Annotated in this window: 26 protein-coding genes; 23 read left to right on the forward strand and 3 right to left on the reverse strand. The window is 41.3% G+C overall.

Features of this window, described 5'->3' with window-relative positions:
* The first annotated feature begins 105 nt into the window (after window positions 1-105).
* From HMPREF2571_RS02740 to HMPREF2571_RS02845, 22 genes are all read left to right on the forward strand, one after another.
* Window positions 106-2,454 (forward strand): cation-translocating P-type ATPase, encoded by a 2,349-nt coding sequence (locus tag HMPREF2571_RS02740; RefSeq protein ID WP_070847150.1) that lies wholly within the window; start codon window positions 106-108, stop codon window positions 2,452-2,454.
* A gap of 93 nt (window positions 2,455-2,547) precedes the next feature.
* Complete coding sequence (locus HMPREF2571_RS02745; protein WP_014634923.1) at window positions 2,548-2,898, forward strand: PBECR3 domain-containing polyvalent protein; 351 nt, start codon at window positions 2,548-2,550, stop codon at window positions 2,896-2,898.
* 317 nt (window positions 2,899-3,215) lie between these two features.
* On the forward strand, window positions 3,216-3,512 hold the full coding sequence (locus tag HMPREF2571_RS02750) for a lactococcin 972 family bacteriocin (protein WP_004183233.1): 297 nt from the start codon (window positions 3,216-3,218) through the stop codon (window positions 3,510-3,512).
* A 129-nt stretch (window positions 3,513-3,641) separates the two neighbouring features.
* A complete protein-coding gene (locus HMPREF2571_RS02755; protein ID WP_070847152.1) occupies window positions 3,642-5,666 on the forward strand; it encodes a DUF1430 domain-containing protein in 2,025 nt (674 codons plus the stop codon).
* Between the two features lies 1 nt (window position 5,667).
* Window positions 5,668-6,330 (forward strand): ABC transporter ATP-binding protein, encoded by a 663-nt coding sequence (locus tag HMPREF2571_RS02760; protein ID WP_004183229.1) that lies wholly within the window; start codon window positions 5,668-5,670, stop codon window positions 6,328-6,330.
* A 494-nt stretch (window positions 6,331-6,824) separates the two neighbouring features.
* Complete coding sequence (locus tag HMPREF2571_RS02765) at window positions 6,825-7,103, forward strand: chorismate mutase (protein WP_004183228.1); 279 nt, start codon at window positions 6,825-6,827, stop codon at window positions 7,101-7,103.
* Window positions 7,104-7,182: 79 nt separating this feature from the next.
* Window positions 7,183-8,538, forward strand: a complete 1,356-nt coding sequence (gene trpE, locus HMPREF2571_RS02770; RefSeq protein WP_002884468.1) for an anthranilate synthase component I — start codon at window positions 7,183-7,185, stop codon at window positions 8,536-8,538.
* Window positions 8,535-9,101, forward strand: a complete 567-nt coding sequence (locus HMPREF2571_RS02775; protein WP_070847154.1) for an aminodeoxychorismate/anthranilate synthase component II — start codon at window positions 8,535-8,537, stop codon at window positions 9,099-9,101. The genes trpE and HMPREF2571_RS02775 overlap by 4 nt, the downstream gene beginning before the upstream one ends.
* An 89-nt stretch (window positions 9,102-9,190) precedes the next feature.
* Window positions 9,191-10,195, forward strand: a complete 1,005-nt coding sequence (trpD, locus tag HMPREF2571_RS02780) for an anthranilate phosphoribosyltransferase (RefSeq protein WP_070847156.1) — start codon at window positions 9,191-9,193, stop codon at window positions 10,193-10,195.
* Window positions 10,192-10,959, forward strand: a complete 768-nt coding sequence (gene trpC / locus HMPREF2571_RS02785; protein ID WP_070847158.1) for an indole-3-glycerol phosphate synthase TrpC — start codon at window positions 10,192-10,194, stop codon at window positions 10,957-10,959. The genes trpD and trpC overlap by 4 nt, the downstream gene beginning before the upstream one ends.
* Complete coding sequence (locus HMPREF2571_RS02790; RefSeq protein ID WP_045001515.1) at window positions 10,946-11,527, forward strand: phosphoribosylanthranilate isomerase; 582 nt, start codon at window positions 10,946-10,948, stop codon at window positions 11,525-11,527. The genes trpC and HMPREF2571_RS02790 overlap by 14 nt, the downstream gene beginning before the upstream one ends.
* Window positions 11,524-12,738, forward strand: a complete 1,215-nt coding sequence (trpB, locus tag HMPREF2571_RS02795; RefSeq protein WP_004183219.1) for a tryptophan synthase subunit beta — start codon at window positions 11,524-11,526, stop codon at window positions 12,736-12,738. Before HMPREF2571_RS02790 ends, trpB begins: the two co-directional genes overlap by 4 nt.
* A gap of 3 nt (window positions 12,739-12,741) precedes the next feature.
* The gene (gene trpA, locus HMPREF2571_RS02800; protein ID WP_004183217.1) at window positions 12,742-13,524 is read left to right on the forward strand and encodes a tryptophan synthase subunit alpha; all 783 of its coding nucleotides are present in this window, start codon (window positions 12,742-12,744) and stop codon (window positions 13,522-13,524) included.
* A gap of 774 nt (window positions 13,525-14,298) precedes the next feature.
* Window positions 14,299-15,429, forward strand: coding sequence for an MFS transporter (locus tag HMPREF2571_RS02805; protein WP_224119006.1), 1,131 nt, complete (start codon window positions 14,299-14,301; stop codon window positions 15,427-15,429).
* A 167-nt stretch (window positions 15,430-15,596) separates the two neighbouring features.
* The gene (locus tag HMPREF2571_RS02810) at window positions 15,597-16,028 is read left to right on the forward strand and encodes a CopY/TcrY family copper transport repressor (protein ID WP_004183215.1); all 432 of its coding nucleotides are present in this window, start codon (window positions 15,597-15,599) and stop codon (window positions 16,026-16,028) included.
* 3 nt (window positions 16,029-16,031) lie between these two features.
* Window positions 16,032-18,260: a heavy metal translocating P-type ATPase gene (locus tag HMPREF2571_RS02815; protein WP_004183214.1), complete on the forward strand. Its 2,229-nt coding sequence runs from the start codon at window positions 16,032-16,034 to the stop codon at window positions 18,258-18,260.
* 75 nt (window positions 18,261-18,335) lie between these two features.
* A complete protein-coding gene (copZ, locus tag HMPREF2571_RS02820; RefSeq protein ID WP_004183213.1) occupies window positions 18,336-18,539 on the forward strand; it encodes a copper chaperone CopZ in 204 nt (67 codons plus the stop codon).
* A gap of 138 nt (window positions 18,540-18,677) precedes the next feature.
* Window positions 18,678-19,724 (forward strand): D-alanine--D-alanine ligase, encoded by a 1,047-nt coding sequence (locus tag HMPREF2571_RS02825; RefSeq protein ID WP_004183211.1) that lies wholly within the window; start codon window positions 18,678-18,680, stop codon window positions 19,722-19,724.
* Window positions 19,725-20,161: 437 nt separating this feature from the next.
* Window positions 20,162-20,842, forward strand: coding sequence for an amino acid ABC transporter permease (locus HMPREF2571_RS02830; protein ID WP_070847160.1), 681 nt, complete (start codon window positions 20,162-20,164; stop codon window positions 20,840-20,842).
* Complete coding sequence (locus tag HMPREF2571_RS02835; protein ID WP_002891585.1) at window positions 20,802-21,479, forward strand: amino acid ABC transporter permease; 678 nt, start codon at window positions 20,802-20,804, stop codon at window positions 21,477-21,479. Before HMPREF2571_RS02830 ends, HMPREF2571_RS02835 begins: the two co-directional genes overlap by 41 nt.
* A gap of 1 nt (window position 21,480) precedes the next feature.
* The gene (locus tag HMPREF2571_RS02840; RefSeq protein ID WP_014632733.1) at window positions 21,481-22,239 is read left to right on the forward strand and encodes an amino acid ABC transporter ATP-binding protein; all 759 of its coding nucleotides are present in this window, start codon (window positions 21,481-21,483) and stop codon (window positions 22,237-22,239) included.
* 42 nt (window positions 22,240-22,281) lie between these two features.
* Complete coding sequence (locus HMPREF2571_RS02845; RefSeq protein WP_070579596.1) at window positions 22,282-23,136, forward strand: cysteine ABC transporter substrate-binding protein; 855 nt, start codon at window positions 22,282-22,284, stop codon at window positions 23,134-23,136.
* 100 nt (window positions 23,137-23,236) lie between these two features.
* On the opposite strand, the gene HMPREF2571_RS02850 is transcribed toward HMPREF2571_RS02845, so the two are convergent.
* The 3 genes from HMPREF2571_RS02850 to HMPREF2571_RS02860 are packed head-to-tail and all read right to left on the reverse strand — an operon-like array spanning window position 23,237 to window position 25,299.
* On the reverse strand, window positions 23,237-23,938 hold the full coding sequence (locus HMPREF2571_RS02850; protein WP_070847162.1) for a hypothetical protein: 702 nt from the start codon (window positions 23,936-23,938) through the stop codon (window positions 23,237-23,239).
* On the reverse strand, window positions 23,907-24,635 hold the full coding sequence (locus HMPREF2571_RS02855) for a hypothetical protein (protein ID WP_070847164.1): 729 nt from the start codon (window positions 24,633-24,635) through the stop codon (window positions 23,907-23,909). The genes HMPREF2571_RS02850 and HMPREF2571_RS02855 overlap by 32 nt, the downstream gene beginning before the upstream one ends.
* Window positions 24,604-25,299 (reverse strand): hypothetical protein, encoded by a 696-nt coding sequence (locus tag HMPREF2571_RS02860; RefSeq protein WP_083320420.1) that lies wholly within the window; start codon window positions 25,297-25,299, stop codon window positions 24,604-24,606. Before HMPREF2571_RS02860 ends, HMPREF2571_RS02855 begins: the two co-directional genes overlap by 32 nt.
* A gap of 142 nt (window positions 25,300-25,441) precedes the next feature.
* Between HMPREF2571_RS02860 and murF the strand changes: the two genes are divergently transcribed.
* Window positions 25,442-26,815 carry a UDP-N-acetylmuramoyl-tripeptide--D-alanyl-D-alanine ligase gene (gene murF / locus HMPREF2571_RS02865; RefSeq protein ID WP_070847167.1) on the forward strand — a complete coding sequence of 458 codons (1,374 nt, stop codon included), beginning with the start codon at window positions 25,442-25,444 and terminating at the stop codon, window positions 26,813-26,815.
* Window positions 26,816-26,848 lie beyond the last annotated feature (33 nt).

Here is a 26,848-nt window from a genome sequence, read left to right on the forward strand (position 1 = left end):
GTTTAGGTTGAGTGAAATAGTCGGGAGAGCGGTTCGATATAATAGGTCTATTTCCTGGCTATCCATGACGGCTAACCTTTGAAAACACCTCATTTTTATGCTACTATGAAAGTTATGAAAAAACAGTTACAAGGCTTGACGCAGGTGGAGGTCAAGCGGCGGATAGATGCCGGTAAAACAAATCATTTTAAAGCAAAAACTGGCTCCAGCAACTGGGAGATTTTTAGGCGTAATGTCTTTAACTCCTTTAATATGCTCAATTTTGCTATTTTTGTGGCCTTGATTGCTGTTCAGGCTTGGTCGAATCTCTTTTTCTTCGGAATCATTGTGCTTAATGCCTTTACGGGGATGATGACAGAGTTGCGTGCCCGTCGCATGATTGATAAGCTCAATCTCATGAATAAGGATCAGATCCGTGTGGTGCGTGATGGTGAGGTGACTTCTATTGATCCTCAGGATATTGTCCTGGATGATATCATGCTCTTGTCTGCGGGTGAACAGGTGCCTAGTGATGCCGTGGTTGTTGATGGGATGGCTGAGCTCAACGAGGCTATGCTGACGGGTGAGAGTGACCTTATTCTCAAGAAGGATGGGAGGGAGTTGCTCTCAGGTTCTTACCTTGTGAGTGGCCAGGTTTATGCTAAGGTTATTAACGTAGCCGAGGACAATTATGCCAATAAGCTCATGCTAGAGGCCAAGACGCATAAGCCAATCGTGTCACGTATCCTCTATAACATGGACAAGATTGCCAAGTTTACGGGCAAGATTGTGATACCATTTGGGCTCGCTCTCTTTTTTGAGGCTTACTTGATTAAACAACTCTCTCTTCAAGAATCGGTAGTTACCAGTTCGACAGCCCTTTTGGGAATGTTGCCTAAGGGGATTGCCCTTTTGACAATTACCTCTCTTTTGACAGCCGTTATTAAGCTTGGAATGAAGCATATCCTGGTACAGGAGATGTACTCTGTCGAAACCTTGGCGCGTGTCGATGTGCTTTGTTTAGATAAGACAGGGACAATTACGCAAGGAAAGATGACCGTTAAGGGTCTGAAACTACTGTCAGAGCGTTTCACTAAAGAGGAGTTGGAGCGCTTGCTTGCGGCTTATATGCAACATAGCAAGGATAACAATGCAACGGCTCAGGCGATTCGCAATGCCTATGAAGGTCTGGAGCATCACTATCAGGTAGGGGATGTTATTCCATTTTCAAGTGATCGTAAATGGGGTGCTATGAGCATTGATGGAATCGGAACACTCTTTTTGGGAGCACCTGAGATGCTTCTTAAGGAAAACCCAAAAGCAGTCGATCAGGCGCAGGCTCGTGGTTCTCGTGTTTTGATTTTGGCATGGAGTCAGTCAGCAGTTGATACAGAGACTATGAGTTTGCCGAATGACGTTGAAGGCTTGACCTTGCTTGAAATTGCCGATCCTATTCGTGAGGATGCTGCAGAAACTTTGGAATACCTACGTTCAGAAGATGTGACGCTTAAGATTATTTCTGGTGACAATCCTGTGACGGTTTCTCATATTGCCCACCAGGCTGGTTTTGCGGATTATCAAAGCTATATTGACTGTTCTAAGGTCAGTGATGAGGAGTTGGAGGCTTTGGCTGAAGATACGGCAATCTTTGGCCGTGTATCTCCACATCAGAAGAAGTTGTTAATCCAAACACTTAATGCCAATGGGCATACCACAGCTATGACTGGTGATGGTGTCAACGATATCTTGGCACTACGTGAAGCGGACTGTTCGATTGTTATGGCTGAAGGGGATCCCGCTACACGTCAGATTGCCAACTTGGTGCTTATGGATTCGGAGTTTAAGGATATTCCTGAAATTCTATTTGAGGGACGTCGTGTGGTTAATAATATTGCCCACATTGCACCTATTTTCCTCATCAAAACGGTCTATTCCTTCCTTTTGGGACTTATCTGTATTGCCAGTATTGTTTTTGGAAAGGCAGAGTACCTCTTGGTCTTCCCATTCATTCAGGTTCAGATGACTTTGGCGGGGCAATTTATCGAGGGTCTTCCACCATTTATTTTGACCTTCGAACGTAATATAAGACCTGTTGAGAAACATTTCCTCAGACGTTCGCTCCAGTTGTCTATTCCTAATGCCTTGATGCTGGTTGTCAGTGTTCTTATTTTCCATCTATCTCAGGTATACCTTGGTATGAGCAATACGGACATGCTGACGCTGTCTTACTATATGATGGGATCAACGGGTGTCCTTGCCGTTATTCGTGCTTGTATCCCGTTGAATAAGGGGCGTGTGGCCTTGATTATTTACTCAGTCTTTGGTTTCTTAATCAGCTCTTACTATCTTCGAGATGTGATTGAAATTTCGACACTTAATAGCTACACCTTACCAATCTATCTGGTAGCAATGGCTATCTGTACACCGCTTTTCTTTTGGATTAGCTACAAACAAGGTGCTTTCCAAAAAACATAAGTCAAAACTCGAGCTTGGTAACAGGCTTGAGTTTTTTGATACCTCAACAGTAGGAACGGTCTTGATGTGTATGAGGTATGGTACAATAGAGGCATGAAAACAGTAGGGCACTTGACGCCAAAAGTCATTAAAGCTTTTGATTTGGACTACAAGCCTGGTGAAGAAATCACGCTGTCTGCACAACGTAAGAAGCATATGGAAAAACATCGCCAGGAATTCAGTGATTTTGATGCCACCTATGAGCGTATTCCAGAGATTATTGCTCATCCGGACTATATCGGTCGCCATCCTAATGGTCAGTCCTTGGAATACATCAAACGTATTGATGGTAATGTTCTGGTAGCGGTCAGATTATGTGATAAACTTAATGTCCGTACCATGTTTGTGATTAAAGATTCTAAGCTGAAAAATTATCTAAATGCTGGTAGAGCTAAGAAAATGTGATATAATATAGATAAGAAAAAACAACGAGGGCGGAAGAGGCAGCCGCCGCACCTTCGGGTCTGAAAGAGATGCAGGACTGTCACCCTGCCGTTGTTTATCAAACCGAGAAGTCCCTTTGGGGGCTTTTTTGTATAGTAAAGATATTATTTCTTACAAAAATACAAAAAGTGTATTGACAAAAACAAAAAACTGTATATAATGACATTAAAAGTAAGCGCTTACTTAATGTAACAGTTGACTTCTGAAGGTTTAGAAATGTTATGCATAGTTTATGTCATTTTATTTCCTTCATCGCAATTACTTTAAGGAGAATACTTATGAGAAAAAATATGAAATCGTTAATGGTTTTGGCTCTTGCTGTGACTTCTTTTGGGACTTTGTCTGGAGTTGCTGCAGCTACGCAGTATCCAGGTGGTGGTGTTTGGACTTACGGGGCTTCTAACGGTGGTGCTTTTTCGAATTACTATCATGGTTCGAAATATCATAGTTCAACTGTAGTTAGTCGTTGGACCTCTAAATCTAGTAAGGCCTATGCTTATGCCGGTCAGACTTCGTATGCTTTTATTAAAACGTCTTTTGGCGAGCAGGCTGCCTTTTACTATAACTATAATTAATTAAGTAACGGTGACTAGGTTGAATGTAATATGTCAACCTAGTTTTTGTTTCCTTGTAATGGTTCCATTTTCGACCGTAAACTTTATTTCAATACAAAGATATATAATTGTTCCGTTTAGGAGGTTTGTATGAAACGTGTTTTTATATTCATCTCGACTATCCTGTTTTCTTGCTACTTAGTCACAATGATTGTTCAACAAAATCAGCAAATATCTTTTTCGAGTTATAATGCTGTAGATGTGACTGGTCAGGCTTTGACTGATCATAAGGTATCTAATCGTAAGGAAGTAACAGATGCTTTAACTAATTTAGCTAATGAGCATAATAGCTTAATTGCTAGACGGATTGTTCAACCAAATGAAAAGGGTGAAATAGATTTTCGTTATCAGTTTTACGGACACGTTTCTCCACCTTCTAATTTAAAAAGGGCTTCTCAGGAGAGTGCTGAAGGCAGTGATATAGTTAGTAACTATCTAATTGTCTCAGGTGATTTAAAGGGAGCAGAACTTATCTCGACATTCAGTCAGCTTGGCTATAATGCGGTTGATTTTTCTTCTTATTCAATACTGTCTTTACTTTTAACAATATTATTGAATGAAGTTTCACTTATTAGTTTCGCATTATTTCTGTTGACCTTTGCTTCACTAGTGTTGATTTACCGAATAAAGGATTTAAGGGATGCGGGAATCAAGCTTGTTTCGGGGCAAAGTATGATGAAAGTAATGTTATCATCATTTATCGTTGATGCTAGGCAGTTATTGATTGCATATTGTTTATCTATTCTTATTGGGGGAGTAGGTTTGTGGCATTTTCGGATTTTGCAATCTTTACCTATATTACTTTATTTTACAGGAGTAACTTTATATTTTTTTGCGCTATGTTTTATTTCTCTTGGGTTAAGTTTAATATATCTACTAGGGTTAAAAGCAACTTCTTTAGTTGAAGTTATGAGAGGGCGCCTCCCCTTAAGAAGACTTCTAGGAGTGATGTTCTTAGGACAATTTGTTGCAATTGTAGTTGTTGGTATTACTGTAGGTACGTTGTTGAATAGTTATCAAGATTTTGTGCAATTAAATAGTGCTAAAGAAGAGTGGTCTATAAATAGAAATTACTACCAGCTATCTTATAGTTATAGCTCTGCCTTTACACAAGGTAAGGAAGAAAAGCAGAATAAGTCTTGGTATGACTTCGCAAATCGTACTCTAAAGGATGATAAAGGGATATTTGTAAAAACAAATTTACGTCAGTTCTTAGTATCAAATATAGCTAATGGGGTTAAAATAACAGACTATGTGCCTAATGGGAATACCATTTATGTTTCACCTAATTACTTGGAAAAGCAAAATGTTGGTGTCTCCGATGAATTTTTAGCACAAATGAAAAAACTTAAGCGTGGCGAATTTGGATTAATAATTCCAGAGAAGTTGAAGAGTAGTAGGAAAGAGTTAGAGAGTATATATTCAGAATATATGTCAGGTTTCTCAAGTCGTAGTCTAAATCCTCATAGTCATCACTTATTTAAGGTATCAGTCTCTACCGAATTCGTAAAAAATAAGAAAAAGCGTTTTTTGTACAATACAGATAGTGACATACCTATGCAATTCCTTAATGATCCTATTATTGTTGTGACTACCCCTGAAGCAATGGGAGATACACCAAGTAGTCAGTTATTTTGGGGAACAGAAGTAGGTTCGGGACTACACATGACGGGCTATAAGGATAGCATTGATTTACTTAAACAAGGTGGTGTTTATCAGTGGGTTTCTTATTTGACTAATAATCGTAATAGCTACTATAAGATTCTTTCAGAGAGTCGTAGTCGCCTTGCTTTTCTATTAATTGGTGTTTTATTAGGTTTATTGACTTCTATACTTTTATTTGACAGTATGAACCTTCTTTACTTTGAGCAATTTAGAAAAGAAATCTTTATCAAGCGATTATCTGGTATGAGGTTTGAAGAAGTGCATTTTAACTATCTTTTTTCACAAATCTGTGTTTTAGGTGTTGCACTTGTGTTTTTGATTTTCTTGACTCATCATTTGATTATGAGTTTACTTATAGTTTCCTTGTTTATTATCAACATGTTTACCATTTTATACAAACAGACGCTTACTGAGAGTAGAACTTCAGTCAGTGTTTTGAAAGGAAAGTAATATGATTGCAATTAAGAAACTAAGCAAATATTTTGGTAAGCGAGTTATTTTTGATGATTTAAATTTATCTTTTGATAAAGGAAAGATATATGCGCTTATCGGAGAAAGTGGCTCTGGGAAAACAACTCTTTTAAATATTCTGGCAAAACTAGAGACTTATGATAGTGGTTCTGTCACTTATGATGGTACAGACTTGAAAGAGATTAAATCTCAAGTCTATTATCGTGATTATTTGGGTTATTTGTTCCAAAACTTTGGGCTTATTGAAAATGATAGTATAAGTTACAACCTGGATTTGGGGTTGGTAGGAAAGAAACTCAGAAAGAATGATATTCAAGAATGCAAAGAAAAAGTGATGAAAGATGTTCATCTGGAACATCTAAATCTTAATCAAAAAATATACGAATTATCTGGCGGAGAAGCACAGCGTGTTGCTCTGGCTAAACTTTTTTTGAAAAATCCTCCTATCATACTAGCTGATGAGCCAACAGCTTCTTTGGATCCTGATAATGCTCAAGAAATTATGGACTTAATTCGATCACTAAAAAATCCAAATCGTATCATTATTATTGCTACCCATAATCCAGGTATTTGGGAACAAGCAGATCAAGTAATTCGATTAAATAAGATTCGATATAACAACTCTAACGACGATATTAGTTAGTTTTAATATCACTTTTGTTTAAGAACCTAGTTAGGTATTTTGACTTATTCTCATAAGATATCCTGAGGAGATGCAAATACCATATAATGTAAGAATAAGGTCAGTTGGGTCGTTGGAATTGTCAAAATTAACAGAAAATTCTTGACATCCCTCTAAAAAGGAGTACAATAGTTAGTAAATCAGAAAGTAACTGGTCTTAGATTTTCAGGGAGCCTGCGGTGATTGTGAGTAGGTAATCGAGATGAGCGAACATTGGGCTGATTGGATGATAATGAGAAGGTAATACATATTCTTCTCGGTTGGCACCCCTTACCGTGCAACTCCTTGTTAGAGGAGATAGAGATGATGGTCGTTTTTTTGGAGACCATTAACTGAGGTGGTACCGTGTTAAACTAGATTTAATGCCCTCACAGAGTTTTTCTCTGTGAGGTTTTTTGTTTACTTTTATCTTTAAAGAAGTGTTATTTCATTATTCAATGAAAGGTTGGGTATTTATGGATGCATTAAGCGATATTCGAATTGATATTGATAATATTGATAGACAGTTGCTTCGGCTACTGGCCCAACGTCAAATACTTGTGGAAAAGGCAGGACGGCTTAAGCCCAAGGGAGACAAGGTTGCTGTCCAGGCTAGTGATCGTGTTGCTCAAGTGATAGCAAACCGTCGTAAGGAGGCACTAGAGCTTGGCTTATCGCCAGATGTGGCTGAAAGTGTTTGGAGAAGCATGATTAAAGCATTTATTGCTTTGGAAGAGAAAGTGAACAAAGAATAATATGGTGCCAATACATCCTATAAAAGGAGCCTTGCATCAGTCTTATTACTCTCGATAAACCAGTTTGAAAGGAAATATTATGAGAAAAATTTTACCAGCCGATACCTTAACACCAATCTTGGCTTATATGCGTGTTCAAGGGGAACACAAGGTTATCCTTGAATCTATTCCTCGTGAGAAGGAAAATGCACGTTTTTCTATTGTTGCCTACAATCCGGTCTTTGAAGTAACCTTCAAGGATGGTGTTCTTTATGAAAATGGTAAGGCGATTGATCAAGATCCTTTCGAATACTTGGACCAAGTAACAGTCAAGGGCATCAAGTCTGACCTACCTTTCGCAGGTGGTGCTATCGGGTTTGCAGGCTATGACATGATTGGTCTCTATGAAAATATTGGTGAGATTCCTGAAGACACGATTGGGACACCTGATATGCATTTCTTCATTTATGAGTCTTATTTGATTTTTGACCATAAGAAGGAAAAGGTCTATGTGGTTGAGGACAATATCTACTCTGGTCGTGACAACGATGCGGTGCGTCAAGCTCTTGGTCAGGTGGTAACCAATCTCCAGACTCAGGCACCAAACGAGTTTACACCTCAGGCCTTGCAAGCCTTGCAATTTTCAAATCATATTGAAAAAGAAGTCTTCATGGATATGGTGGCTAAGGCCAAGAAACTCATTCGTGAGGGAGACATGTTCCAATGTGTGCTTAGTCAACGCTTTTCAGCGGACTTTGAGGGAGATCCTTTGGATTACTACCGTAACTTGCGTGTGACCAACCCATCAAACTATCTTTATTTCTACGATTTTGGAGATTATCAGGTGATTGGTGCTAGTCCAGAGAGTTTGGTTTCAGTGAAAAATGGAGAGGTGGTAACCAATCCGATTGCTGGAACTCGTCCTCGTGGTACCAATGAAGCTGAGGATGCTGCTTTGGCGGATGAACTCTCACATGATGTCAAAGAAACTGCGGAACACCGTATGTTGGTTGACTTGGGACGTAATGATATTGGTAAGATTGCTAAAAATGGTACGGTCAAGGTGACCAAGTATATGGAGGTTGAGTATTTCCGCTATGTGATGCACCTTACCAGTGTGGTTAAGGGGCAACTCTTGCCGGAATTGACAGCACTTGATGCGCTTAAATCAACCCTACCAGCTGGAACCGTATCAGGAGCACCTAAGATTCGTGCCATGCGCCGTATCTATGAGCTTGAGCAGGAAAAACGTGGTATTTATGCGGGAGCTATTGGTTATCTGTCTGCGACAGGAGATATGGACTTTGCCATTGCCATCCGTACCATGATTCTCAAAAATCAAAAAGCCTATGTTCAAGCAGGTGCAGGTGTTGTTTACGATAGTGTTCCTGAAAATGAATTTTACGAAACGATTAACAAGGCGAAAGCTATGACAAGAATAGGAGATGCCCAATGATTTTATTAGTTGATAACTATGACTCTTTTACCTATAATTTGGCACAATACCTAGGGACATTTACAGAGGTAAAGGTCTTGCGTAACGATGACGAGACCCTCTATGAAGAGGCGGAAAAAGCTGACGGGCTAGTTTTTTCACCAGGTCCAGGTTGGCCAGCTGATGCGGGTAAAATGGAAGCCTTGATTAAGGATTTCGCTGGTAAAAAACCGATGATGGGAATTTGCTTGGGGCATCAGGCTATTGCGGAAACTTTTGGTGGTAAACTTGGCTTGGCTAAAAATGTCATGCATGGAAAACAAAGTAACATCACTTTTGAAACGCCATCGCCTATTTTCAAGGATATCGACAATGATGTCCCAATCATGCGTTACCATTCCATCGTTGTTGACCAAATGCCAGAGGACTTTGATGTGACAGCTATCACAACTGATGATCAAGAAATCATGGCCATTCAACATAAGGAGCTACCTATTTACGGTTTGCAATATCACCCAGAAAGTATCGGAAGTCCAGATGGGCTTAAGATGGTTGAAAATTTCGTAAAAATTGTTGCAGGCTAGTTGGACAGTTTTTGGACTAGATTTGTCTACGCTCAAAACCTCTCGCGTGCATCAGAAAATATTGAACAGTTTTTAAAAGGAAAACAGATATGAAAGAAATATTCCTACAAATCTCAAACCGTCAAGACTTGTCTCAAGACCAAGTCCAAGCAGTCTTTGACCGCATTCTCAAAAATGAAGTCTCAGAAAGCCAAATCGCTGCCTTCCTTATGGGGCTTAAGACTAAGGGAGAAACAGCAGATGAAATCACAGGTATCGTGCGTGCCCTCAAATCACATGCGACTGTCTTGCCTGAGACTTTCACAGATGCTATGTGTAACTGTGGAACTGGTGGGGACCAGTCTTATAGCTTCAACATTTCGACTACTGTTTGCTTTGTCCTAGCAGCAGGCGGTATTCGTATGGCCAAGGCTGGTAACCGTTCGATTTCCTCTAAATCTGGTTCGGCTGACGTCCTTGAAGCCCTTGGAATCAACGTTGCGGCATCACCAGAAACCCTATCTAAAGCACTTGACAAGGTTGGTTTGGCCTTTATCTTTGCTCAAACCATGCATCCAGCTATGCGTTTTATCGGTCCAGCTCGCCAAGCTCTTGGGATTCCAACGATTATGAACTTGGTTGGGCCACTGGCTAATCCGCTTGACCTTGAGACACAACTCATGGGGCTCTATCGTGTGGAATTACAAGAAATTGTTGCTAATGCTATTCAACAGTTGGGACGTAAACGTGCGGTTATTATCACAGGTCCTGACAATATGGACGAAGCTGCCCTCTATGGCACTAACACCTACACCCTTTTGGAAGATGGTCACATCAGCCAGCACACTTTCACTTATGAAGATTTGGGTATGGAAAAGGTTGAGTTGTCTGACATCACAGGTGGTGATGCCAAGGAAAACGCAGAGATTCTCCTTAGTGTCTTGAAAAATGAAGCTAGTCCTTATCTTGAAACAACAGTGCTTAATGCAGGTCTCGGCTTCTTTGCCAATGGTAAGGTTGAGACTATTAAGGAAGGTGTTGAGCTTGCTCGTCAATTGATTGCGGACGGCTCAGCCCTAGAGAAACTTCGCCAACTCCAAGAGGTACAAGTATGAGTAAAGCCTTTCTCCCAACAATCTTAGAACAAAAAGAAAAAGAAGTAGCCCAGTTGGTCATGGAAGACTTGCAGCCCTTGCGTCATACCTATCGTCTTTATGATTTTCTCAAGTCAAATCAAAACAAGCTGCAAATTATTTCTGAAGTGAAAAAAGCTAGTCCAAGTATGGGTGATATTAACCTAGATGTGGATATTGTGGCTCAGGCCAAGACCTATGAGGAAAATGGAGCAGCCATGATTTCTGTTTTGACGGATGAGGTTTTCTTCAAGGGTGATATTTCCTATTTGAAAGAAATTTCGTCACAGGTGGCTATTCCAACCTTGGCTAAGGACTTTATTATTGATGAGAAACAGATTGTGCGTAGTCGTAATGCGGGTGCGACAGTCATTCTCTTGATTGTAGCGGCCTTGCCAGAAGCTCGTCTCAAGGAGCTCTATGATTTTGCGACAAGCCTTGGCTTGGAAGTCTTGGTTGAAACGCATAATCTGCCAGAATTGGAAGTGGCTCATCGTATTGGTGCTGAGATTATCGGCGTTAACAACCGTAATTTGGTCACTTTTGAGACAGATATTAACACCAGTCTTGAGTTATCAACGCATTTCAAGGACAAACCTGTTTATATTTCTGAGTCGGCTATTTTTACAGGTCAGGATGCTGCCTTAGTTGCCCCATATTTTAATGGAATTCTGGTAGGAACTGCCCTTATGACGGCTGACAATGTGGCTGAAAAGGTCAAGGAGTTGCAAATTGACAAAGGTTAAAATTTGTGGACTATCGACACCAGAAGCGGTGGCAACTGCAGTTGAAGCAGGTGCTGACTACATTGGCTTTGTGTTCGCCAAGAGTAAGCGCCAAGTGAGTCTTGAGCAAGCTCACCAGCTGGCTAAAGGGGTGACAGCCCAAACAAAAGTCGTCGGTGTCTTTGTTTCACCAAGTCTTGAGGAACTGGAAGAAGCGATTGGTCAGGTTCCTTTAGATATCGTTCAGATTCATGGAAGTTTTGATGAAGTTCTGATTCCAAAGATTTCAGTACCAGTTATTCGAGCTATTCAGATTTCAGATAGCGATTCTCAAGTCAAGAGCCAGGCGGATTATCTTCTCTTTGATGCTCCCATTGCTGGTAGTGGTCAGACCTTTGACTGGCAACTCTTGGCTGATAAGCAGATTGAGCAGGATTATTTCATCGCTGGTGGCTTAACTGTGGACAATGTGGCAGAGGTCAAGGAGATTTTCCACCCCTATGCCTTAGATGTGTCCTCAGGTGTCGAGACAGATGGTTCCAAAGATTTAGACAAGATTAAAGCATTTATAGAAAGAGTGAAAGCATGACATATCAACAACCTGATGCAAAAGGATTTTACGGAAAATTCGGTGGTCAGTTCGTTCCAGAAACGCTGATGACAGCTGTTATTGAATTGGACAAGGCCTATCGTGAAGCCAAGGAGGATCCAAGTTTCCAAGCGGAATTGGATGATCTCCTCAAAAACTATGTGGGCCGTGAGACGCCACTTTACCACGCCAAACGTTTGACTGATCATATCGGTGGAGCGCAAATTTATCTTAAACGTGAGGACCTTAACCACACAGGTGCCCACAAGATTAACAATGCCCTTGGTCAAGTCTTGCTTGCCAAACGTATGGGCAAGAAGAAAATCATCGCCGAAACGGGTGCAGGTCAACACGGTGTTGCAACAGCGACAGCCGCAGCCCTTTTCGACATGGATTGTACGATCTATATGGGTGAGGAAGATGTTAAACGTCAGGCGCTTAACGTTTTCCGTATGGAGTTGCTTGGTGCCAAGGTATTTAGCGTAACAGATGGTTCGCGCGTGCTTAAGGACGCTGTAAATGCTGCCCTTCGTGCTTGGGTTGCAGGTATCGAGGATACGCACTATATCATGGGATCTGCCCTTGGTCCTGCACCGTTCCCAGAAATTGTTCGTGACTTCCAATCTGTCATCGGTCGTGAAGCCAAACGCCAATATGCAGAGATTTCTGGTGGTAAATTGCCTGATGCTGTAATGGCTTGTATCGGTGGTGGTTCAAATGCTATCGGTATGTTCTACCCATTTGTTAATGATAAATCAGTAGCCATGTATGGTGCTGAGGCTTCTGGTTTGGGGCTTGATACTGAAAAACATGCCGCAACCTTTGCCAAAGGCCGTCCAGGTATCCTTCACGGAGCGCTTATGGATGTCCTCCAAGATGCTCATGGTCAAATCATGGAAGCCTTCTCTATCTCAGCTGGTCTGGACTACCCAGGGGTTGGTCCTGAGCACTGTTATTTCAACGAAATTGGCCGTGCGACTTACGACTCTATCACAGACGAAGAAGCTCTTGAAGGCTTCAAACTTCTGTCACGTTTGGAAGGTATTATCCCAGCTCTTGAGTCTAGCCATGCCATTGCACTTGCGCAAAAAGTGGCAGCTAAGATGTCGCCAGACCAAAGCCTCATCGTCTGCCTCTCAGGTCGTGGGGACAAGGACGTTATGCAGGTTAAAGAACGTTTCGAAGCTGAAGCTGAAGCAGAAGGGAAATAAACCATGACAAAAACACTAACAAAACACCTACAAGCTATCAAAGACAGTAAACGCGGTATTTTCGTACCTTATATCATGGCTGGTGACCACGCTAAAGGTCTAGACGGACTCTTTGAGACTATCGCTCTCTTGGAAAATAGTGGTGTCTCAGCTATTGAGGTGGGTATTCCATGGTCAGACCCTGTGGCCGATGGTCCTGTTATTGAACTAGCAGGACAACGTAGTTTGGCTAAAGATGTGACTTTGACAGCTATTATCAAGAAGCTTCAAGAACAAAAAACACAGGTACCTTTGGTTATCATGACCTACATCAACCCAGTTTATCAATATGGTATTGAAGCCTTTGTTAAGGACCTGGCAGATACATCTGTCAAGGGGCTCATTATTCCTGATTTGCCAGACGAACATGCTGACTTTATTACCCCTTATTTGAAAGACAGTGATATTGCTCTCGTGCCTTTAGTAAGCTTGACTACAGGTATTGACCGTCAGAAACAGTTGATTGATGGTGCAGAAGGCTTTATCTACGCCGTTGCCATTAATGGCGTTACTGGTAAGACTGGTAATTACCGTGATGACCTTGATAAACACTTGGCTAACTTGACTGCTCATGCTGACATTCCAGTTCTCACAGGTTTCGGTGTATCAACAGAGGAAGACATCAAACGCTTTAATGCTGTGTCAGACGGTGTTATCGTGGGATCAAAAATTGTCCGTGACCTCCACGACGGTAAGGAAAAAGAAGTCGCTGAATTTGTTACATTCGGTTCACATTTTGAAAAATAGTAGATGATACTCTCCAGAAATGGGGAGTATTTTTTCCTCAAAATCATTCTTTGGGGACGATTTGATTTTCTTAGTTATCAAGCTTATAATATGGGTGGATTGTAGCGAATTAAATGTATCTCTTGTTTTTATTTTCGTCTTACTTATAGAAAGAAGGTAGACAAATGAAAGTATCATTGAGGGTAATACTAGGGGGCTGTTTCTTAATAGGAGCCTTACTCTTTTTCTGTCGGGGAGAGAATCACTATGCACTGATTTTCCTTTTAGTTGGTGCCTTGTATCTCTACAAGGGCTTGAGCTGAGGGTTAAATCTCGTAATCAGCTTTCGTATATCTTGTATCAAATGAATAAGGTTTTTTAGTGACATAGATGTCACTATTTTTTTCTTTTCGAAAACTATAGAATGATTTTATAGCTTATTTAGAGTTAAAAAAAAGGAAGAAAAGGCATCTTTGAACATGATTTATCATATCTTGTCATTCTTTGTATCACACAAGAAAGCTCTGGCAATACTCTTTATGATAATTTGCTTGGCTATTATTTACCCTAACATGTTTACATTTTTGTATGGTGAAGGTAGGGATTTTGGACGTAGCCTTGTTAACTCAATTTTATCTTAGTAAAGTGTGACACCTCTTAGGAGGTGCTTTTTTAATGCGTTGAACTATTGAAGGCTAGTATGCTCAGTGTTACAATAAGGACAATGAAAAAGAAAAGGTTTAGAAATCATTAATGTTTACCAACAATTCCAGAATTATTTTCCTTAATAGGTTTTTGTCGCTGATTATCGAGTACGGTTATGCGATAGCACTGAGCATTATCTTCTCTAAAATCTCGGTGGACTATGTCTTAGGGCTATGGATTGCCAAATTCTTAGGAGGGATTCTTGCCAATGTGGGACATCAATTTGTAGGAAAAATCGCAAATAAAAAATATGTTTTGATTGGTATTGAATTGCTTAAGGCAGTCTGTCTGGCTTTGATCTATCTTGCCATGGGCAGTGTTTTTGTATTTGCTTTGGTGGTTCTGACTGAAGTGTTGACAACCTACTTTAACAGTTTGTTGTCCTCAGCGGTGCCTGTGCTTGTTAAAAAAGTCAACTTACAAAAATTTAACAGTACCTATACCATGATTGGGTCAGCTTCCTATTTCTTAGCACCTATGATAGTTGGTCTCTGGGGTAGCCTTGATTTAGGAAGCTTATTTTTGGTCTACAGTGTGCTAACGCTACTAGCAACCCTCTTATTGTTTAAACTGGGACCGATTATTTTTGACCGTGAGAATGAATCAGAAGAGGAGGTTTCTTCCAGTCAAGGTAGTCCTATTTTTGGAAGGCAGAGTATCGTCCTTAAGATGGTTATGATGACTATACTCTTACAGTCAGTGGGTGTCTTATATGATGCATATGAGGTTATCTTCCTGACCAAAGATGTCGGTATTTCTAGTCAGGCCTATTCTTTCTCTCTGTCCTTCTTAGCCATTGTCTTTCTAGCAACGAGTTCAATTCTATCTTTCAAAAGTCTCACTAAATACTCCCCTATGACCGTTTACTTGTTAGGCTCTCTTGTCTATTTGGGTTACGTTGTCGTCTTTCCATTCGTACCTAACCTACCGACTGTTTTGCTTAGCTATATCTTTTTAGCAGTTGGCCAAACGATATCTGGAATCTCGCAAAATGTTTACCTACAAGAGAAGTTGAATCCCCTACAGCTCAACAATCTTTATTTGAAAATTGAAGTCTTGAATCAGGTTTTGACAGGGATTGTTGTATTTGTCAGTGGTATGCTTATCAAGAGAGGTCTGCAGGTCACTACGATTTATTTGGGATACAGTCTTCCAGTCATTATACTCGTCTTGGGAATAATGCTTATGACTAAACTGTATCAGAAAAATCTAAAGTCATAATTTTTTGCCTAAGATAATGAAAGCGTTCCAAGGTCCTTGAAGTGGTCTTGGAAATTTTTTAAAAAATAAATCTACAAATGTAAACAAAACCCTTGACACGTTTTCACGATAGCGTTAAAATAAATCTACAAACGTAAACAAATAACAACATTCAGAAAGGAGCTATCATGCTGACAATTTCATCTGCGGAATGGGAAGTCATGCGAGTGCTCTGGGCTAAGGGGCAAGCGACTTCTTCAGAGATTATAGCGATTCTAGCTAAGAAGCTAGACTGGTCGGCTTCGACAGTTAAGACCTTGCTTGGGCGTTTGGCGGACAAGGGTTACCTAACTAGTCAGCGTCAAGGACGAGGGTTTATCTATCAAGCCAGCTTGGGTGAGGATGAAGCGAATTTTCAAGCTTTAGAGGCAGTTTTTGACAAGATTTGTTTGACCAAACACAGCGACTTGTTGGGTCAACTCATCGAGAAGACGCCGATGACACAAGCTGATGTGGACAAGTTACAGGCCTTGCTTTTAGCAAAAGAACCTGTGGATCAGGTGGTTTGTGACTGTGTGCCTGGCCAATGTGCTTGTGGGCATCATATGGAGGTGATATAGGAAATGGCAAAAGAAACCTTTGTGGTTAATGGGATGACCTGTGCATCCTGTGTAGCCAACGTTGAAAATGCTGTTAATAAGTTGGATGGTGTGGACAAGGCTGTGGTTAACCTAACCACCGAAAAAATGTCTGTAGATTATGCTGGGGATAAGGTTAGTCCAGAAACTATTGAAAAGGCTGTAGCTGACGCTGGTTATGCGGCTGAAGTCTACAACCCAGATACAGCTAAAAGTCAGGAAGAACGTGAAGAAGACAAGATTCACAAGGTGCGTGAGCGCCTCATTTGGTCATCGGTCTTCACCATTCCTCTCTTTTATCTAGCTATGGGGCCAATGGTCGGTCTACCTGTGCCAAACTTCTTGTCTCCTCATCATGCAGCTTTGACTTATGCCTTGGTGTTGCTAGTTTTGACAGTGCCCGTCATGTGGTTAGGCCGTTCTTTCTATAGTAATGGTTTTCGTACCTTGGCCAAGGGTCATCCTAACATGGATGCCTTGGTAGCCTTGGCAACGTCGGCAGCCTTTCTTTATAGTCTCTATGGTACTTACCACATTTCATTGGGGCATGCCCATCACGCCCACCAACTTTATTTTGAGTCAGTGGCTGTTATCTTGACCCTGATTACTCTAGGGAAGTACTTTGAAACCCTCTCTAAGGGTCGAACTTCAGAAGCTATTAAGAAACTTATGCACTTGTCAGCCAAGGAAGCAACTGTCCTTCGTGATGGTAAGGAAGTCAAGCTTCCTGTGGATAAGGTTGTTCTTGGTGACCATATTGTGGTCAAACCTGGGGAAAAGATAGCCGTGGATGGTCGAGTGATTTCTGGTAGCTCTGCTATTGATGAGAGTATGCTTACAGGTGAGTCACTCCCTATTGAAAAATCAGCTGGTAAACCAGTTTTTGCAGGTTCTATTAATGGTCAGGGTAGCTTGATTTATGAAGCTGAAAAGATTGGTAAGGACACCTTGCTTTCCCAAATCATCAAATTGGTTGAGGATGCCCAACAAACCAAGGCACCGATTGCTAAGATTGCCGATCAGGTGTCAGCGGTCTTTGTTCCCGTTGTCATGGCTATCGCCCTTGTTTCAGGTCTCTTCTGGTACTTTATCATGGGACAAACCTTTACCTTCGCTATGACTGTAGCAGTCAGCGTCTTGGTTATTGCTTGTCCATGTGCATTGGGACTTGCGACACCGACAGCCATCATGGTTGGTACAGGGCTTGGTGCCGAGCATGGTATTCTCTATAAGCGTGGAGATGTGCTCGAGTTAGCTCACAAGGCTGATGTTCTCGTTTTTGACAAGACAGGAACCATTACTCAGGGTAAACCTCAGCTCGCTTCTAGCTATACTTATGACAATAGCGGAGCAGCCTTGCAACTTTTGGCATCCTTGGAAGCCAAGTCCGAACACCCTTTGGGTCAAGCCATCCTTGTGGCAGCAGAAAATGCTAACTTGGACTTGTTAGAGATGGACAATTTCTCAAGTTTGACTGGACGAGGACTAACTGCAAGCTATGCAGGCAAAACTTATCTAGCTGGGAATCAAACTCTTATGGCTGAGGAAAAAGTCGACTTGACTTCAGCACAAGCTGATTTCCAAAGCTTGACAGCGGATGGTCAGACACCTATTTTCTTGGCTGAAGATGGTAAGTTAATCGGACTCTTTGGTGTAGCTGATCAGGTTAAAGCAGATAGCGCCGATATGGTGGCCGCTCTTCATCAAATGAGCAAAGAAGTCATCATGTTGACTGGTGATAATGACCAAACAGCTCAAGCCATCGCTCAAAAGGTTGGTATCAAGCGTGTTATCAGTCAAGTGCTTCCGCAAGAGAAATCTAGGGTGATTAGCGACCTTCAAGCAGAAGGAAAATCAGTCATCATGGTTGGTGATGGTATCAATGATGCCCCAGCCCTTGCGACTGCAGATATCGGTATTGCCATGGGTTCTGGGACAGATATTGCCATGGAAAGTGCCGATATGGTCCTTATGAAACCCAACCTCATGGATGTCGTTAAGGCCTTGAAAATTAGTCAGGCGACAATCACAACGATTAAAGAGAACCTCTTCTGGGCCTTTATCTACAATATCCTGTCTATCCCAGTGGCCATGGGTGTCCTCCACCTCTTTGGTGGCCCGCTTCTTGACCCAATGATAGCAGGACTGGCTATGAGCTTTAGCTCTGTCTCAGTCGTCCTCAATGCTCTGCGTCTCAAACGTCGCAAAGTCTAAGTGTCGATTGCTTATGCCCTCTATCAATTAAGACGTGTATCAAAAAAACAATTTAAAGAAAAGGAAGAAAGAAAAATGACAAAAACATATAACATTACAGGAATGAAATGCCAAGGTTGTGTCAACACCGTTACCGAAAAACTCTCTGCTGTTAAAGGCGTTGAGAATGTTAAAGTTGACCTCGAAAACAAACAAGTCACTATTGAAGGGAAACCATGGAAGTGGTCTCTCAAACGTGCCCTCAAAGGTACTAAGTTCGAACTTGGTGATGAAATTTAAGACAGGAATGAAACAGCTCTTAGGCTGTTTTTCTCTACCCATAATCTTTTTGAAAATCCCTTCCTTTTGTGATATGATTAAGGTAATTATGTTCTCAAAATTGAGACTAGAAAATCAAGAAAAGAAAACGGTATACCTATGTCTAAACAAACTCTTATCCTTCTCTACGGTGGACGTTCAGCAGAACGTGAAGTGTCTGTGCTCTCAGCTGAGAGTGTTATGCGTGCGGTGGATTACAGCGCATTTGAGGTTAAAACCTACTTTATCACTCAGTCTGGTGATTTTATCAAAACACAAGAATTTACAGAAACACCAGGTGATGACGAGAAGCTTATGACTAATGACACAGTTGTGGCTAGTCAGGCTATCAAACCAAGCGATATTTATGAAGAAGGCGCTGTAGTATTCCCGGTTCTTCATGGTCCAATGGGTGAGGATGGTTCTATCCAAGGTTTCCTCGAAACCCTCAAATTGCCATATGTGGGTACTAATGTTCTTTCTTCAAGTGTGGCTATGGACAAGATTATGACCAAACACATTCTTGAAGTTGCTGGTGTACCTCAGGTTGCCTACACAGTCTTCATCGAGGGTGAAGATTTGGAAGCAGCAGTAGCAGAGACGCTTGAAAAATTGACCTTCCCAGTGTTTGTCAAACCTGCTAACATGGGGTCATCTGTTGGGATTTCTAAAGCTGAAAATGAATCAGAGCTTCGTGCAGCGATTGATCTGGCTCTCAAATATGATAGCCGTATCTTAATCGAGCAAGGTGTGGTTGCCCGTGAAATCGAAGTTGGTATCCTTGGTAATACAAATATCAAAACGACAGATCCAGGTGAAGTAGTCAAAGACGTGGCTTTCTATGATTACCAAGCCAAGTACATTGACAATAAAATCACCATGGACATCCCAGCTCACGTGCCTGCAGAAGTCATGACGCAAATGCGTGCCTATGCGGCCAAGGCCTTCCGTGCCCTTGGTGGTTGCGGTCTTGCTCGCTGTGATTTCTTCCTGACAGAGGATGGAGCCATCTACCTTAACGAGCTTAACACTATGCCAGGTTTCACCCAATGGTCAATGTATCCACTTCTTTGGGAAAATATGGGACTTTCTTACTCAGACCTTATCAAGGAATTGGTAGCCTTGGGACAAGAAATGTTCGACAAACGTGAAAGCCATTTGATTTAAGAAATAGTATCTAAAACACAGACATCTTAGTCTCGGAGAAATCTCTGAGACTGAGGTGTTTTTTTCTTTACAGAAATCCAGATTTTATTTATATCTTTTCTTTATCACCTCGATAAAAAATACATATTATCCAAATAATCTAACAGGTGGTAGAATAAATCTAACGTTTCAAATGAAATAAAGCAATTCGTTCGTGTTTGATGAAGATTTGCGTACCGCAATGATTATCAGGGGCGAGTGAAGGTCAAAGGGCTAGAAGTAGATGGCAGTGAATGCTCACGGAATTTTACACGCCCTTTGTATCTTATGGAATTGAACACAGGCTAAATTCCTAGAGCAAAAGATAAACTTCCTAGTGTGCCAGCACACGTCGTCAGTTTCCTATTTGCCTTACGGAATTTTCTACGCCCTTTGTATCTTAAATGAGGAGGTAAGTTTTGGACTGGTCCATTGTTCAACAGTATTTGCCCTTTTATCAGAAGGCATTCTTTTTAACCTTACATATTGCCGTTCTGGGGATTCTTGGTTCCTTCCTTTTGGGCTTGGTGGTGAGTGTTATTCGTCATTATCGAGTACCGATTTTGAGTCAGCTTTCGACGGCTTATATTGAGTTATCTCGTAATACGCCGCTCTTGATTCAGCTTTTCTTTCTCTACTTTGGCTTGCCTCGTATAGGTTTGGTTCTATCGTCAGAGGCTTGTGCTGTGGTAGGTTTGATTTTCTTGGGTGGTTCCTATATGGCGGAGTCCTTCCGAAGTGGCATAGAGGCTGTTAGTCAGACCCAGCATGAAGTGGGGTTGTCTATTGGTTTGACGCCATTCCAAGTCTTTCGCTATGTGGTCCTTCCTCAGGCAGTGGCTGTGGCGCTTCCGTCATTTAGTGCTAACGTCATCTTCCTTATCAAGGAAACGTCAGTATTCTCAGCGGTAGCCTTGGCGGATTTGATGTATGTGGCCAAGGATTTGATTGGTCTTTACTACGAAACCGATGTAGCTCTAGGTATGTTGGTGGTGGCTTATCTCTTGATGTTGCTGCCGATTTCTCTAGTCTTTAGTTGGATTGAAAGGAGGTTACGCTATGCAGGATTCGGGCTTTCAGGTTCTTCTTCAGGGGAATAATTTCCTACGTATCTTACAAGGTTTAGGCGTAACTATTGGAATTTCCATCGTCTCAGTTCTTCTGTCCCTTTTACTAGGAACCCTTTTTGGAATTGTCATGACTTCGAAGTCTAAGATTGTTCGTTTTTTGTCACGTATTTATCTGGAATTTATTCGTATCATGCCCCAGTTGGTCTTGCTATTTATTGTTTATTTTGGTCTTGCTAGGAACTTTAACATCAACATCTCAGGCGAGCTATCGGCTATTATCGTCTTTACCCTTTGGGGAACGGCTGAGATGGGTGATTTGGTGCGTGGATCAATCACGTCACTACCTAGACACCAGTTTGAGAGCGGAAGGGCCCTTGGTCTAACCAATGGTCAACTCTATACCTATGTGATTATTCCACAGGTCTTGCGTCGCTTGTTGCCTCAGGCTATTAACCTGGTGACACGGATGATTAAAACGACGTCCTTGGTGGTTTTGATTGGGGTGGTTGAGGTGACCAAGGTTGGTCAGCAGATTATCGACAGTAACCGCCTGACTATTCCAACAGCTTCTTTTTGGATTTATGGCACGATTTTGATTCTTTATTTTGCCATTTGTTATCCAGTATCTAAGCTGTCTACTTATCTTGAAAATCGTTGGAGGAACTAAGATGACAGAAAGCATTTTACAAATCAAGGATTTGAGAAAGTCCTTTGGGGACAATGAGATTCTCAAAGGCATCTCCTTGGATGTTAAACAAGGTGAAGTCGTTGTTATCCTGGGTTCCTCAGGTTGTGGGAAATCGACCTTGCTACGTTGCATCAATGGCTTGGAGACCATTCAAGGAGGCGATATTCTCCTGGATGGCAAGTCTATCACTGGCAGTAAGAAGGATTTCCACCTGATTCGTCAGAAAATCGGAATGGTCTTTCAAAGTTATGACCTCTTTCCACACTTGGATATCCTACAAAATCTGATCTTGGGTCCAGTCAAAGCTCAAGGACGTAACAAGGAAGAAGTCATTGCGGAGGCTGAGAAACTTTTGGATCGTGTGGGACTTCTGGACAAGAAGCATAGCTTCGCACGACAACTGTCAGGTGGTCAAAAGCAGCGTGTGGCCATTGTCCGCTCCCTGCTCATGCATCCTGAAGTTATCCTCTTTGACGAGGTGACGGCGTCGCTTGACCCTGAGATGGTTCGTGAGGTTCTGGAATTGATTAACGACCTCGCTCAAGAAGGGCGTACCATGTTGATTGTCACCCATGAGCTTCAGTTTGCGCGTGCCATCGCTGACCGTATTATCTTTATGGATAAGGGAGTCATCGCTGAGGAAGGTACTGCTGAAGAATTCTTCAATCATCCAAAGACACAGCGAGCTCAAGAGTTCCTCAATGTCTTTGATTTCAGTCAGTTTGGTGCCTATTTGTAACCCATTGTTTTTAGTAAAAATATAATATTTTAGGAGATATTTATGAAATTAACAAAGAAAATTTTTGCCCTATTAGCCCTCGTCTTTGCCTTGGTAGCAGTGACTGCTTGCTCAAGTAACAGTAGCTCTGGTAAATCAACAGCTAAAGCACGTACCATTGAAGAAATTAAGAAGAGTGGTGAACTCCGTATCGCCGTCTTTGCGGATAAGAAACCTTTCGGTTATGTAGATAACAAGGGTGCTTACCAAGGTTACGATATTGAACTTGGGAACCGTTTGGCAAAAGACTTGGGTGTTAAACCTAAATACGTCTCAGTAGATGCGGCCAACCGTGCAGAATTCTTGATTTCAAACAAGGTAGATATTACCCTTGCTAACTTTACAGTAACTGATGAACGTAAGAAACAAGTGGACTTCGCCCTTCCTTACATGAAAGTCTCAATCGGTGTGGTGTCACCTAAAGACAAGGTCATTAAGGACGTTAAAGAACTTGAAGGTAAGACTTTGATTGTTACTAAGGGAACAACTGCTGAAACTTACTTTGAAAAGAACTACCCAAATATCAAATTGCAAAAGTATGACCAATATAGCGATGCTTACCAAGCCCTCCTTGATGGTCGTGGCGATGCCTTCTCAACTGATAATACAGAAGTTCTTGCTTGGGCTCTAGAAAATAAAGGTTACGAAGTTGGAATCACATCACTTGGTGACCCAGATACCATTGCCCCAGCCGTTCAAAAAGGTAACAAAGAACTCCTTGACTTTATCAATAAAGACATTAAGAAACTTGGTGAAGAGAATTTCTTCCACAAAGATTATGAAAAAACACTTCACCCAACTTACGGTGATGCAGCTAAAGCTGATGACCTCGTGGTTGAAGGTGGCGAAGTGAAATAAGACTAGTTCTTCTTTAAGGAGCAAGTCTAGCTTAATAAGAATAAAACAAACCACCCCGTGGCTATCTAGCTCAGCTAGAAGCAGGGGTGGTTTGTTTGTTTTAGGCTGATTTTTTTCTTACCTTTTTGTTTTTTATGTTTCTCCACCCAATGACAATAATTGGCAAGAAAGCAGCTCCCACGATTCCCCAAGAAAGAAAAGCGTCAATATAATCAAAAAAAGTTTTGCGTTCACCATAGACCGAGGTAGAGCCATCTTTCCAAGTAATGGTTTTGTCCCTATCATCAATCCTTTTGTAGGACTCCCCATTATAAGTCAAATAATGATCCTTCCGTACATACATATTCAAATAGTTAGAGCCGTTCTTTGTGGGAAGGTCTGAGAACAGACTTTCCTTGGCGTAAACTTCAATGTAGATGGTTCCATCTTTAAGACCTTTAATTTTCTGAGTTCGAGCATTTTTGATAAGGAGCTTTCCATCTTGTACAATCTCCCAATCGTACTTACGACTTCTTCCTCCTTCGTTATAGGAAATAGCAAGCTTGTGGTTTTCAGACTGCCATAGCCCGTAGATACTATTTTCACTGATACCATCATAAAAGAATCTAATATAGATGTTGACTATAGGTACCATGATTAGAAAACAAATACTCAAAATCTTGACTAAACGGTCTTTGAATTTACCCCAACGTGCTCGCCATCCAGTTTTGTACTTTTGTGTTCTTCGATATTCATTTTGTGAATGGTCACTTATATTAATTTTCTGTCGGTCAGCGTATTTTCTCTTTAGTAGATGCCTCATTTAGCCTATTTTTCCTTTTTAGATTTCTTTTTATTCTCCAATCGACAAAAATGACATACAAAATCATAGAACCAATAATTCCAAATACGATATAAGGTTTCAGACGATCAAACAAGGTTATTCGTTGACCATAGGGGCTGGTAGAACCATCCTTCCAGGTAATGCTTTTGTCCTCATCATCCATTCGTTTGTAGGATTCGCCATCATAGGTCAAGTAATTGTCTTTACGGACATACATATTTAAATAGTTGTAGCCGTTCTTTGTGGGAAGGTCTGAAAACAGACTTTCCTTGGCATAAACTTCAATGTAGAGGGTCCCATCCTCTAAGCGTTTAATATCATCAACGCGTTCATTTTTAATGAGGACTTTTCCATCTTGAACAATATCCCAATCACGCTTACTTCCCTTTGAACCATCTTCATATGATATGGCAAGCTGATGATTTTCAGATTGCCACAGACCGTAGATACCATCTTTAGAAACCCCATCGTCAAAGAAAATCATATAGACGATGAAAATCGGTATCATGAGTAGGAAACATATCCCAACAATGTTGGCTAAACGGTCTGTAAATTTATCCCAGCGTGCTCGCCATCCCGTTTTACGTTTTTGTTCTTTTCGATATGCTTTTTGTGACTGATACTTTCGATTGAGTTTCTTTCGGTCAGCGTATTTTTTGTTTGTTTGGTGTCTCATTGAGTTTTTCTCTCCTCTTTTGCCGAGCCTCTAAAATAACAAGGAAGAAGCCCAGTCCCAGAATTCCACGATAGATAGTTTGAACAATTGTAGATAGGTTGGTTTTCCGTTCACCATAAGGGCTGGTAGAACCATCTTTCCAAGTAATAGTCTTGTTTCCAGAATTGATACGCTTGTAGGACTCGCCATCATAAGTTAGGAGATTCCCTTTTCGTACATACATTTCCAAGTAATTGTAACCGCCTTTTTGAGGAAGTTTTGAGAGGATATTATCTGGAGCATAGACCTCAATATGGAGTGTTTCGTCATTCATTTTTTTGATAGTACGAGTATCTGCAACATTGATTATCGTTTTGGCATCCTGGACGACTTGCCAATTCGTATCACCATGTCTTCGGATGTGTTCATAAGAAATGGCTAGCGTGTGGTTTTCGGATTGCCAAAGTCCGTAGATATTGCTTTCATTGACCGTATAGTGCTTGTAATAATAAAAACCACCATACAGCAGTGCAAGCAGCACTAAGATAATCAATTCAGCTGTTGGCTCTAGTGGGATTATCTTTCTCCAATCAAAGCGCCATCCTTTAGGTTCCTCAATACTTTGGCAGTCGCTATTTATATTTTCCTCTCCTTTAGAGAGAGTGATTAATTTTTTCTTTGTCATGCCCAATCCTTTCATCAACCATTGTAACAAATTCATCTCCCAAGCAAAAGCTAGCCTGATTTGTGATATAATTGGGAGTGATTGCGGGCAAGAAAATCTTATTTCTTGCCAGACTTGTAAAAATAAAACAGAGGATTTTAAGATGAAACTGACACTCCATGAAATTGCCAAGGTTGTTGGCGCTAAAAATGATGTCACAGCCTATGAAGATGTTGCCATTAACCAAATTGAGTTTGATAGCCGCAAGATTACAGCGGGCGACCTCTTTTTGCCGCTCAAAGGTGCGCGTGATGGACATGATTTTATCCAAACAGCCTTTGACAATGGTGCTCTAGCGACATTCACAGAAAAAGAATTATCGGCTGATCAAGCTCATATCCTAGTTGATGATGCTCTTGAAGCCTTCCAAAAACTGGCTGCCTACTATCTTGAAAAGACTGGTGTTGACGTTATTGCGGTGACTGGTTCTAACGGTAAGACAACGACCAAGGACATGATTCATGATATCTTGGCCACAACCTATCGTACTTACAAGACCCAAGGTAATTACAACAATGAGATTGGTCTTCCTTATACTGCCCTACACATGCCTGACGATACGGAGAAAATCGTCCTTGAGATGGGGCAAGACCACATGGGAGACATTCACCTCTTGTCAACCTTGGCGAAGCCAAAAACAGCTGTTGTTACCTTAATCGGAGAGGCTCATTTGGAATTCTTTGGTAGCCGTGACAAGATTGCTCAAGGTAAAATGCAAATGCAAGACGGTATGCCTGATGGTAGCCTCTTGCTTGTACCTAGTGATCCTATCGTCGATCCATTCTTGCCAAGCAATCTTGACGTGGTACGCTTTGGGGATGGTGCGGAGCTTACGGTCTCTGAGTTGACAGAGTTCAAAGACCACCTCACCTTCTCAACAAACTTCCTAGACGGACAAGTTACCTTGCCAGTCACTGGAAAATACAATGCCACAAATGCCATGGTTGCTGCCTATGTTGCAAAACATTTGGGTGTAACTGAGGAAAATATCCTCTCAGCTCTTGCTAACTTGCAGCTTACAAAGAACCGTACTGAATGGAAAAAAGCAGCTAACGGTGCCGATATCCTTTCAGATGTCTACAATGCCAATCCAACAGCCATGAAGCTCATTTTGGAGACCTTCTCAGCCATTCCTAAGAATGAAGAAGGAAAGAAAATCGCTGTCTTAGCTGATATGAAAGAACTCGGTGAACAGTCCGTGCAACTTCACACACAGATGATACTAAGTCTGACACCAGATGCTATTGATACGGTGATTTTCTACGGTGAAGACATTGCAGAATTGTCACAACTTGCTAGCCAAATGTTCCCTCTTGGTCATGTCTATTATTTCAAGAAAACAGCTGACGAAGACCAATTTGATGCTATGGTTAAGCAAATCAAAGAAAGCCTAGGCGAGCACGATCAAATCTTGCTCAAGGGCTCTAACTCTATGAACCTAGCCAAGGTCGTGGAAGAACTCCAAGCCAAGGATTAAGTTCTCTAACCTGCTCTCTAAAGCAGGTTTTTG

Origin of the sequence: Streptococcus sp. HMSC068F04 (genome assembly GCF_001837455.1) — a bacterium.
Classification (GTDB): Bacteria; Bacillota; Bacilli; order Lactobacillales; family Streptococcaceae; genus Streptococcus; species Streptococcus salivarius_D.